Here is a 10,141-nt window from a genome sequence, read left to right on the forward strand (position 1 = left end):
AACCAATTTTATGGAAAAAAGAGAATTACCTAATTCAACCCTCATTCTTGTTTTTGGAATTTTATCGATCTTAGGCTGTTGTTGCTATGGGGTTGCCGGTATTGTTTTTGGGATCATAGCCCTGGTAATGGCCAAAAGAGCGGTGGAGATATATAATGCCGATCCCGAGCTTTATACCGGTTATCAAAATGTAAAGACCGGTCGTATCCTGGCAATTATAGGCTTGGTGCTAAGCGGAATTAGCATAATTACCAATATCATCTTCTTCATTATGTACGGTGGATTCGAAGGCATGATGGAAATGCAGGAACAGATCATGAGGGAGTACGGAGGTTAATTCTAAACCCTTTCAAAATAAAAAATCCCGCCTATAGCGGGATTTTTTTCTTATTTCAATCTTAATTATTTTTCGAACTGCTTTAGGGTGCTGGTAATAATGTCTACACAATCCCTAAGTTGTTCCTCGTTCATCACCAATGGTGGAGCGAACCTGATGATATTACCGTGAGTTGGCTTGGCCAGCAGGCCGTTTTCTTTAAGAGCCATACAAATATCCCAAGCTGTAGAACTTTCTTCGGAATCGTTAATAACGATAGCGTTTAGCAATCCACGCCCTCTTACCAGGCTTACAATATTGGAGTCCCTGATATAATCATCCATCAACCTTCTGAAAAGCTTACCAAGTCTACGGGCATTCTGGATTAGATGCTCGTCTTTCACCACATCCAGGGCGGCAACCGCAACAGCAGCTGCAACCGGGTTTCCTCCAAAGGTAGAACCATGTTGTCCTGGCTGGATCACATCCATCACTTCGTTATCTGCCAGTACCGCAGAAACTGGATAATTTCCTCCGGAAAGCGCTTTCCCCAGGATCAGGATATCGGGTTTGCTATAAGTTTCCTGTCTTTCACAGTGACCTTCACAGGTACAGTGACCACAAACTGCTAGAAGACCACCAGTTCTGGCGATCCCTGTCTGGATCTCATCGGCCATGAACAATACATTGTGTTTGTTACAAATCTCCTTGGCTCTCATCATATAATCATCTGCCGGAGTAAATACTCCCGCTTCTCCCTGGATAGGCTCCACTAAAAATCCTGCAACATTCGGATTTTTTTCAAGGGCGGCGTCCAGTGCATCCAGATCGTTATAAGGAATCTTAGTGAACCCTGGTGTATATGGGCCAAAATTTCTTCTGGCGTCTTCATCGTTGGAGAAAGAGATCACCGTTGTTGTTCTACCGTGGAAGTTATTGGCACAAACCACGATCTCTGCCTCGGTCTCCTTAACTCCCTTTCTTTCATAAGCCCATTTACGAGCTATCTTGATCGCAGTTTCTACTGCCTCTGCTCCGGTATTCATTGGTAACAACTTATCGAAACCAAAATACTCGGTCGCATATTTTTCATAAGCTCCCAGGACATCATTATGGAATGCACGGGAAGTTAGTGCCAGTTTTGATGCCTGTTCATGCATCGCACCTACAATTTTAGGATGACAATGCCCCTGGTTAACCGCAGAATAAGCCGAAAGAAAATCGTAATATTTCTTCCCTTCTACATCCCAGACATGGACACCTTCTCCCCTGCTTAGAACAGCAGGTAAGGGATGGTAATTATGGGCCCCATGTTGGTCTTCTAGTTTGATTGCCTCTTCTGAAGAGTTGATTTTAGGTAATGGCATGTTAGTTTTCGTTTTTGAATTATTGTTTAAGTAATTCCTTCTTTTTTCGGTTAAAAAGTGACGAAAGGGGAGAGAAATCATCCCCTGAATTTGAATTCCTGCAAATTACTAAATGTTTGTTGAAAATTTCAACCGGCCTCTCTTTAAATCTTGTTAATTATCCTATTTTTGCGACATGGCGAGAAGAAATAAGAGCAAGCTTTTTAAGGAAATTGAAGTTACAGATGCCGGGGCCAAAGGTAAGGCCGTTGCCAAATCTCCAGATGGCCGGGTGATCTTTATAGACAACGCGGTACCGGGCGATGTAGCCGATGTACAGACTACCAGGAAAAGAAAATCATACTACCAGGGAACCGCGGTAGAATTTCATAAATTATCAGACAAAAGAACAGAACCTGTTTGCCAGCATTTTGGAACCTGTGGAGGTTGCAAATGGCAGAATATGGACTATAAATATCAATTGGAATTCAAGCAAAAGGAAGTTGAAAATAACCTCCGCCGGCTTGGAAAAATTGAACTTCCCGAGATCACTCCAATCCTTGGCAGCGAAGAGATCTATTTTTATCGCAATAAAATGGAATTCTCCTTTAGCGACAGCCGCTGGCTAACCCAGGATGAGATACAAAGCGGGGAAAACATCGAAAACAGGAATGCCCTTGGTTTTCATATTCCCGGGATGTGGGACAAGATCCTTGATATTAAAAAATGTCATTTACAGGCAGATCCCAGCAATGCCATTAGGAATTTCGTTAAGGATTTTGCTACAGAAAATGGTCTGGAATTCTTCAATACCCGCAATCAGGAAGGTCTTCTTAGAACACTTATGATCAGGACCACTTCTACAGGCGAGATCATGATCCTGGTACAGTTCTTCGAGGACAACAAGGAGAAAAGAGAACTTCTTCTTGATGCCGTAGCCGAGAAATTTCCTGAGATCACCTCCTTGCAATACGTGGTGAACAATAAGGCCAACGATACTATTTACGATCAGGAGGTGATCTGCTACAAAGGGCGTGACCATATCTTTGAAGAGATGGAAGGCCTGAAATTCAAGATCAACGCCAAGTCATTTTACCAGACGAATTCAGACCAGGCATACAACCTTTATAAAATAGCCAGGGAATATGCAGATCTAAAAGGTGACGAACTGGTTTATGACCTTTATACCGGTACAGGAACTATCGCCCAGTTCGTGGCTAAAAATGCCAAAAAGGTTATTGGCGTGGAAGCTGTTCCTGAAGCGATCAAGGATGCTAAAGAAAACGCCGAAAGAAATAATGTAGAAAATACCGAGTTCTATGTTGGGGATATGCGTAAGGTTTTCACTGAAAGTTTTATCGCCATGCATGGCCAGCCAGATGTGATCATTACCGATCCGCCAAGGGATGGGATGCATAAGGATGTGGTGGCCCAAATTATTGGTATATTGCCACAACGCATAGTTTATGTAAGTTGTAATTCGGCTACACAGGCACGTGACCTGGCCCTGCTGGATGAATACTATAAAGTTACCAAAGTTCAGGCTGTGGATATGTTCCCGCAAACCCATCACGTGGAAAACGTTGTTTGCCTGGAAAAACGATAGGTATATATGAAATTTAATACATATTCTCTTTTTCTTCTTTTCGTTTGCGTTCTAGCCCTTACAGGCTGCCAGCGAGACGATATTTGTCCCGCAACAGAAGATACCACTCCCCTGCTCATCATTCGCTTTTATGATATTGATGAAACAGATGAGCCAAAGTCTCCCCAAAACCTCGGCATCAGGGCTGAAGGCTTTGAAGAATATGTTTCCATTAGAAATGAGAACAACCGTGATCAAACGATAGTTTTCGAAAGATTCACCGGCGACAGCCTAGCCATTCCATTAAAAACCGATGCCGATGTTACCAAGTTCGGTTTTACGCTGAATAATAACCTGGCCAGCCAGGAGCCAAGCGCCCTTAAGAATACAGACAGCATCACCTTCAGCTACGGAAGGAACGAGGAATACATTAACCGGGCCTGTGCTTTCAAGGTTAATTACGTAGGCCTGAAGGCGATCAATGAAGCTGGCGAAGATGGAAGCTGGATACAGGATATCCAGGTTGAGACCACCAATGTTGAAGATCAAAATCAAGCGCATGTATCGATATTTTTCTAGCCTCTTATTCATACTTACCCTGGGAATATCTGTGCATGCTCAGCGAACAACTGCTCAGGATACACTGCAGTACCGCGAGAAATACGGAATAAGGCTGGGCGTGGATATAAGCAAACCTGTTCGTAGCCTTCTTGATGATACCTACAGCGGTATAGAGGTGGTGGGCGACTATCGCATCTACAAGAACTTTTATATTGCTTCAGAACTTGGTACAGAAAAGAGAACCTTTGAAGGAGATAATATTGAAACTTTTACCAACGGAAGTTATATCAAGGTGGGTGGAGATTACAACGCCTACGAGAACTGGCTGGAAATGCAGAATGCCATTTTTGTGGGAGTTAGATATGGCTTTGCTACCTTCTCTCAAACCCTGGATGAATACCGCATCTATACTTCTTCAGATTATTTTGGCCCCGATTTCAGGGAAGATGATACCGAAACAACAGGCCTTACTGCCAGCTGGGCCGAAGTGATGATAGGTATCAAGGTAGAGGTGCTGAATAATTTGTTCCTTTCAGCAAATGTTCAGCTTAAAAGAAGGATCGGGCAAAACAGTCCGTCGAATTTTGATAACCTGGCCATCCCCGGTTTCGGAAGGACCTATGATAGTGGCGAATTTGGCGCCGGCTTTGGGTATACGGTTTCTTATCTTATCCCTTTCTATAAAAAGGCCAGGAATTAATCCTTTTGCTTGCTCTTTTTCTTAGAACCTTCGTAAAGAACGTATTTTAGCAACCTGCCTTCCAGCGGCCCGTTATACAACTTGATCTTTCGGGAAGCCCTTAAGCCTACGCTTTTTATGGCATCGAAATTAGTGGCAATGAACCAGGCATGGGTACCGGGATAATTCTGTTTTAGGGTATCACCTATCCTGCCGTAAAATTCTTCGATATCTATCTCCAGTCTTTCCCCATATGGCGGATTGAAAAGCATATGCAGATAACCTTCATTTTCTTTCTCGCTTTCAAAGAAGCTTTTCTGTTGTATCTCTATAAAATCTGAAAGGTTCGCATTCTTTACATTTTCTTTGGCCTTCATCACAGCAGAAGGCGCCTTATCGTAGCCTTTGATCTTGAAATGGAAATCGCGTACCTTCTTCAGGGCAGACTCTTCGATCTTCTCATAAAGGTCTTCGTCCCAGTCGCTCCATTTTTCGAAAGCGAATTCCTTCCTGTTCAGGTTAGGCGGAATATTACTGGCGATCATGGCAGCCTCAATTGGAATGGTACCACTACCGCACATAGGATCAAGAAAATCGCATTGACCGTCCCAGCCAGACATTAAAAGCATTCCGGCCGCAAGTACTTCGTTGATCGGGGCTATATTGGTAGCCGAACGATAACCTCGTTTATGTAAAGAATCGCCTGAACTATCAAAAGACACATTACAGAAGTTTTTTTCTATATGGATATTGATGCGCAGATCGGGAAAATCCAGGTCTACATCTGGCCGCTCCCCAAATTTTTCCCTGAAGCGGTCAACGATCGCATCCTTGGCCTTTAAGGCTACATATTGCGAATGCGTGAATATATCTGAATGTACCGCAGAATCTATGGCCAGGCTTCCTTTTACGTCCAGGAACTTCTCCCAGGGAAGTTTTTTGATATTATCATACAGTTCCTCTTCAGAATTCGCGCGGAAACTTTCATAAGGTTTTAGGATCTTTATGGCCGTTCTAAGGCAAAGGTTAGCTTTGTACATAAAACCTTTATCACCAACGAAGCTCACCATACGGTTTCCTTCCTTGATCTCCATTGCACCTAAATCCAGTAATTCTTTCGCGAGGATCGATTCAAAACCGTACAGGGTCTTGGCGATCATTCTAAAGTTATTAGCCATAATCCTTCTTTATAGAACGACAAAAATAAGTTAATTTTGTCCGAAACTATAATTATTACAGGATTGTTCAGCGCATAGTTCTGAACAGTCGCCCAACCACCAACCATAATCAATTTGTTAACAGACCTGTACATTTACCTCCTTCCAATAATCGCTGTTTTTATCGGCTATGTGATCTCATTATTCCTTAAACCAGGAAGTTCTTCCGGCTTTAAGTTATTACTAGCCTTTAGTGGGGCTTATTTACTGGCGGTTACGGTCCTGGAATTACTTCCCGATGTATACCGGGAACCAGACTCGGGGATCGGCGTATTCATCATGCTGGGCCTTTTATTACAGATCGTATTGGAGTTCCTTTCGAAAGGTGTGGAACACGGGCACCTGCATTTCAATGAAAATTCCACCGCTTTCCCCCTGCTGCTTCTAATAAGTCTTAGCCTGCATTCTCTCCTGGAAGGTTTTCCCCTCGATAAGGACAATCATTTATTACATGGGGTTGTGGTACATAAGATTCCGGTAGCGGCTATCTTATCTGTATTTTTGGTGCACAGCAAATTGAGTAAAATAAAGGTATTTTCGTTCCTGGCTTTTTTCGCTCTTATGACACCACTGGGAAGCTGGTTAAAAAATAGTGTCCCGGTGATCTCGCAATATTCAGATTATGTGAACGCCATGGTGATCGGTATCTTTTTACATGTTTCTACCACCATCCTGTTCGAATCTTCAAAAAACCATTCCTTTAATGCCTCCAAGCTCGGGGTTATCATTCTTGGGATCTTACTCGCTTATTTTATCTAGATGTTCAGCAAAGAAGAATCAAAGAAATTAAGACAGGAATTCTGGACCAGCTTCGGAAAGGAATTTCCACATAAATGGCTGCTTTATAATACAAAAATGAAGGAGATACAGTTGAAATTTACCTTCAGCCGAAAAGTGGCCCAGGTGTCCCTTGATATAGATGATGAAGATGAATTGATTCGTGCCTATTATTTTGAAAAGATGCTATCTCTTCAAAATGTGTTAAAAGCAGAATACTTACCCGAAGCTATTTTTGATGAAAGTTATGAACTTCCTGAAGGCAAGATCATCTCTCGCGTTTATATAGAAATGCCAGGGGTTAGCGTACATAATAAAAAGGACTGGCCTGGTGTTAAATCATTTCTTGCTGAAGATATGTTGAAACTAGAGGAATTCTTTAAGGATTTTCAGGATTTCATAAAAGATTAGTTGTCTCTTCAATTATTCAGAGATTTCTTTTGAAGTTATTTTAACGCACAATCATTTTTTAGCCCTAACAGGTTTAAATTAAACCCTGAACTTCCAGCAATTAATTTGGACCGGATTACTGTTCGTTTATAAACTGGATAATATTTCCTGAGCCTGAGGAACAGGATCCCGGGCTATCGACTTTCCATCTCTCTGGACTTTCATAAAAGTTAGTAAAGCAAAATATCCCTGCTGGATAGGCGCTTATTCTTATATCGATAAAATTCAGACAATTAACTACGAATTACGCAATTTAAACTACTGATTTTCATCGAATTATTAGTATATTATATGGCTTTTGCGGGTTTCTTAAATCAACCTGATTTTTTCAATCCTTTCCTTAGAATAACCCCGAAGGCATAGATCTATTACTAATTAAAACTTTTATTACTATGAGTACAACAAAAGCAACCGAGCAGCAAAAAATTCAGAAACCAAAGTTCAAGAACTCCTACGATAATTATATTGGTGGAAAATGGACGGCGCCGGTGAAAGGTGAATATTTCGATAACATATCTCCGGTAGATGGAAATAGTTTCACCAAGGTAGCAAGATCTACCGAAGAGGATATTAACAAAGCGATCGATGCCGCCTGGAAAGCCGCTCCTGAATGGAATAATTCTTCGGCCGCCTATAGAAGCAACCTTCTTCTTAAGATCGCAGACATCATGGAAGAAAATCTCGAGGATCTTGCCAGGGCTGAAACCTGGGATAATGGAAAGGCCGTAAGGGAAACCCTTGCCGCAGATCTCCCGCTGGCGGTAGACCATTTCAGGTATTTCGCCGGGGTGATCAGGGCTGAAGAAGGTTCTGTTGCCGAACTGGATCCAAATACCGTCTGCATAAATGTTACCGAACCCCTTGGAGTTGTGGGACAGATCATTCCCTGGAACTTCCCAATCCTTATGGCAACCTGGAAACTTGCCCCTGCCCTGGCCGCTGGGAACTGCGTGGTTTTAAAACCAGCCGAGCAAACACCTGTAGGCATACTATTACTTATGGAGCTTATCGAAGACGTGCTTCCTGCCGGGGTACTCAATATTGTTAATGGATTTGGAGCTGAAGCAGGGAAACCTCTTGCCTCCAGCCCAAGGATCAGCAAGGTTGCCTTTACCGGTGAAACTACCACCGGGCAGCTCATCATGCAATATGCTTCCAAGAATATCACTCCGGTTACCCTGGAACTTGGTGGGAAATCACCCAATGTGTTCTTTGAAAGTATTATGGAGGCCGATGATGAATATTTCGATAAATGTATAGAGGGAGCCGTGATGTTCGCCCTTAACCAGGGAGAAGTATGTACCTGTCCTTCCAGATTACTGATCGAGGAAAGTATATACGACAAATTTATTGCTCGCGTGATAGAAAGGACCGAAGCGATTAAACTAGGTCATCCCCTGGATCCAGATACCATGATGGGTGCACAGGCCTCTAATGATCAGTATGAAAAGATCCTGAACTATATCAACATAGGAAAAGAAGAAGGTTGTGAAGTGCTAACCGGAGGAGAAGCTGCCTTTAATGAAGGTCTTGAAGGAGGATACTATATCAAGCCAACTATTCTGAAAGGAAACAACAAAATGAGGGTATTTCAGGAAGAGATCTTTGGGCCGGTGGTTTGTGTGACTACTTTTAAAGATGAGGCAGAAGCAATTGAAATCGCCAATGATACCTTATATGGTCTTGGAGCTGGGGTCTGGACCAGGGATACCCACCAGGCTTACCAGATAGCGAGGGCAATAAAGGCTGGCCGTGTTTGGGTCAACAATTATCATAATTATCCGGCACATGCGCCATTTGGTGGATATAAAAAATCTGGAATTGGCCGCGAAAACCATAAGATGATGTTGAGCCATTATCGCCAAACCAAGAATATGCTGGTTTCTTATGACAAGAAGCCTATGGGATTCTTTTAGAATATGTATAAAAGAGTAGATATAACCGAAGAGGCAAAAGAGGTCATTGATCAATTAAGAGAGCGCCATGGAGATCTGATGTTCCATCAGAGCGGTGGATGTTGTGATGGATCCTCCCCAATGTGTCTTGAAAAAGGTGATCTTTTACTGAACGAAAATGATGTCTGGCTTGGTACGGTCCATGGTTGCGAATTCTTTATGAGCAAAGACCAGTTCGAATACTGGAAACACACCCATCTTTTGGTAGATATCACTAAAGGTCGTGGCTCCAGTTTTTCCCTGGAAATCCCTCTGGGATTAAGGTTCGTTATTAAATCAAGAATGTTCAAGCCAGAAGAACTGAAAGACCTTCAGCCATTGAAGCATGGAGAAGAGTTCATGGACTGAGATTGGTCATGTTTTATAAACAAAGCCGTCTGTTATAATTCCAGACGGCTTTCTTGTTTTTATTAAAATCGATAAGATTAAAGGAAATAAATTATATTCGGAAAAAACTTTTCCAATTGAACCAAACAGAAATTCCAACTCTAGAAACACTGCGGCTTAGTCTTGAAAAAATAAAATCCGAAGATCAAGAACTTATTTTTAGAGGACTGTCCCATCCCGAAGTGATAAAATACTATGGAGTTAGTTACTCCAGCTTTCAAGAAACAAAGGAACAGATGGAATGGTATACAAATCTCGAGAAGTCCAATTCCGGGATGTGGTGGGCTATTTGGTTAAAGGATTCAAAAGAGTTTTGCGGTGCAATCGGTTATAACGGCCTCATGGAAGAGCATAAGAAAGCTGAACTTGGTTTCTGGCTATTGCCTGAATTCTGGGGCAAAGGAATTGTTCAGGAAGCCGGGCAAAAGGTGATCCAGTATTTTTTCAGGGATTTAGAACTACACAGAATAGAAGCTTATGTGGAGGCTGGCAACATTAATTCTTCCAAAGCCTTAAAAAGGCTGGGATTTGAGCATGAAGGCTGCCTTAGGGATTCCGAATTTAAAAATGGGCAATTCATTAGCGTGGATATCTTTGCTCTACTTAATCCCACCCCTTAATCTTTCAAACCTATTAAAATCAAAAAGCAGCCACCAGGGCTGCTTTTTTGTGTTGCATACTTATGTTATTATTTCGCTATAGCGCATAAAAAAACCCCATCAGCGAACTGAAGGGGTTTTCAAGAAGAAGGCGGCGACATACTCTCCCACAATGATAGCAGTACCATCTGCGCTAACGGGCTTAACTACTCTGTTCGGAATGGGAAGAGGTGAGCCCCGTTGCTATAGCCACCTTAAAAGGTTAGTTA

11 protein-coding genes and 1 rRNA gene are annotated in these 10,141 nt (G+C 42.3%); 9 read left to right on the plus strand and 3 right to left on the minus strand.

The features are described from left to right. Positions 1-10 precede the first annotated feature (10 nt). The gene (locus FLP08_RS14830) at positions 11-337 is read left to right on the plus strand and encodes a CCC motif membrane protein (protein ID WP_156277873.1); all 327 of its coding nucleotides are present in this window, start codon (positions 11-13) and stop codon (positions 335-337) included. 65 nt (positions 338-402) lie between these two features. On the opposite strand, the gene rocD is transcribed toward FLP08_RS14830, so the two are convergent. Beyond that, complete coding sequence (rocD, locus tag FLP08_RS14835; RefSeq protein ID WP_156277875.1) at positions 403-1,683, minus strand: ornithine--oxo-acid transaminase; 1,281 nt, start codon at positions 1,681-1,683, stop codon at positions 403-405. Between the two features lie 175 nt (positions 1,684-1,858). Between rocD and rlmD the strand changes: the two genes are divergently transcribed. Genes rlmD through FLP08_RS14850 form a run of 3 tightly spaced genes read left to right on the plus strand, consistent with a single transcriptional unit; the run spans position 1,859 to position 4,508 of the window. Continuing rightward, positions 1,859-3,268: a 23S rRNA (uracil(1939)-C(5))-methyltransferase RlmD gene (rlmD, locus tag FLP08_RS14840; protein WP_156277877.1), complete on the plus strand. Its 1,410-nt coding sequence runs from the start codon at positions 1,859-1,861 to the stop codon at positions 3,266-3,268. 6 nt (positions 3,269-3,274) lie between these two features. After that, entirely contained in the window at positions 3,275-3,826 is a 552-nt protein-coding gene (locus FLP08_RS14845) for a DUF6452 family protein (RefSeq protein WP_156277879.1), read from the plus strand. Beyond that, on the plus strand, positions 3,807-4,508 hold the full coding sequence (locus FLP08_RS14850; RefSeq protein ID WP_156277881.1) for a DUF6048 family protein: 702 nt from the start codon (positions 3,807-3,809) through the stop codon (positions 4,506-4,508). Before FLP08_RS14845 ends, FLP08_RS14850 begins: the two co-directional genes overlap by 20 nt. On the opposite strand, the gene FLP08_RS14855 is transcribed toward FLP08_RS14850, so the two are convergent. Next, positions 4,505-5,665, minus strand: a complete 1,161-nt coding sequence (locus FLP08_RS14855) for a THUMP domain-containing class I SAM-dependent RNA methyltransferase (RefSeq protein ID WP_156277883.1) — start codon at positions 5,663-5,665, stop codon at positions 4,505-4,507. The two genes, FLP08_RS14850 and FLP08_RS14855, sit on opposite strands and share 4 nt — an antisense overlap. 114 nt (positions 5,666-5,779) lie before the next feature. Between FLP08_RS14855 and FLP08_RS14860 the strand changes: the two genes are divergently transcribed. The 5 genes from FLP08_RS14860 (at position 5,780) to FLP08_RS14880 (ending at position 9,893) form a co-directional block, all read left to right on the plus strand. Then, positions 5,780-6,463 carry a ZIP family metal transporter gene (locus tag FLP08_RS14860; protein WP_238388510.1) on the plus strand — a complete coding sequence of 228 codons (684 nt, stop codon included), beginning with the start codon at positions 5,780-5,782 and terminating at the stop codon, positions 6,461-6,463. Continuing rightward, positions 6,464-6,892, plus strand: a complete 429-nt coding sequence (locus tag FLP08_RS14865) for a DUF4268 domain-containing protein (RefSeq protein WP_156277885.1) — start codon at positions 6,464-6,466, stop codon at positions 6,890-6,892. Positions 6,893-7,323: 431 nt separating this feature from the next. After that, positions 7,324-8,847, plus strand: coding sequence for an acetaldehyde dehydrogenase ExaC (gene exaC, locus FLP08_RS14870; protein WP_156277887.1), 1,524 nt, complete (start codon positions 7,324-7,326; stop codon positions 8,845-8,847). Positions 8,848-8,850: 3 nt separating this feature from the next. After that, positions 8,851-9,234 (plus strand): DUF779 domain-containing protein, encoded by a 384-nt coding sequence (locus FLP08_RS14875; protein WP_156277889.1) that lies wholly within the window; start codon positions 8,851-8,853, stop codon positions 9,232-9,234. 116 nt (positions 9,235-9,350) lie between these two features. After that, entirely contained in the window at positions 9,351-9,893 is a 543-nt protein-coding gene (locus tag FLP08_RS14880; RefSeq protein WP_156277890.1) for a GNAT family N-acetyltransferase, read from the plus strand. A gap of 125 nt (positions 9,894-10,018) precedes the next feature. Here FLP08_RS14880 and rrf read toward each other — a convergent pair. Further along, a 5S ribosomal RNA gene (gene rrf / locus FLP08_RS14885) occupies positions 10,019-10,129 on the minus strand. Between the last annotated feature and the right edge of the window lie 12 nt (positions 10,130-10,141).

It is taken from the genome of Christiangramia aestuarii, assembly GCF_009735585.1.
Taxonomy (GTDB): domain Bacteria; phylum Bacteroidota; class Bacteroidia; order Flavobacteriales; family Flavobacteriaceae; genus Christiangramia; species Christiangramia aestuarii.

Coding starts and splice junctions, on each gene's coding strand:
- FLP08_RS14830 (WP_156277873.1), top strand. CDS start 11: ATGGAAAAAAGAGAATTACCTAATTCAACCCTCATTCTTGTTTTTGGA.
- rocD (WP_156277875.1), bottom strand. CDS start 1,683: ATGCCATTACCTAAAATCAACTCTTCAGAAGAGGCAATCAAACTAGAA.
- rlmD (WP_156277877.1), top strand. CDS start 1,859: ATGGCGAGAAGAAATAAGAGCAAGCTTTTTAAGGAAATTGAAGTTACA.
- FLP08_RS14845 (WP_156277879.1), top strand. CDS start 3,275: ATGAAATTTAATACATATTCTCTTTTTCTTCTTTTCGTTTGCGTTCTA.
- FLP08_RS14850 (WP_156277881.1), top strand. CDS start 3,807: ATGTATCGATATTTTTCTAGCCTCTTATTCATACTTACCCTGGGAATA.
- FLP08_RS14855 (WP_156277883.1), bottom strand. CDS start 5,665: ATGGCTAATAACTTTAGAATGATCGCCAAGACCCTGTACGGTTTTGAA.
- FLP08_RS14865 (WP_156277885.1), top strand. CDS start 6,464: ATGTTCAGCAAAGAAGAATCAAAGAAATTAAGACAGGAATTCTGGACC.
- exaC (WP_156277887.1), top strand. CDS start 7,324: ATGAGTACAACAAAAGCAACCGAGCAGCAAAAAATTCAGAAACCAAAG.
- FLP08_RS14875 (WP_156277889.1), top strand. CDS start 8,851: ATGTATAAAAGAGTAGATATAACCGAAGAGGCAAAAGAGGTCATTGAT.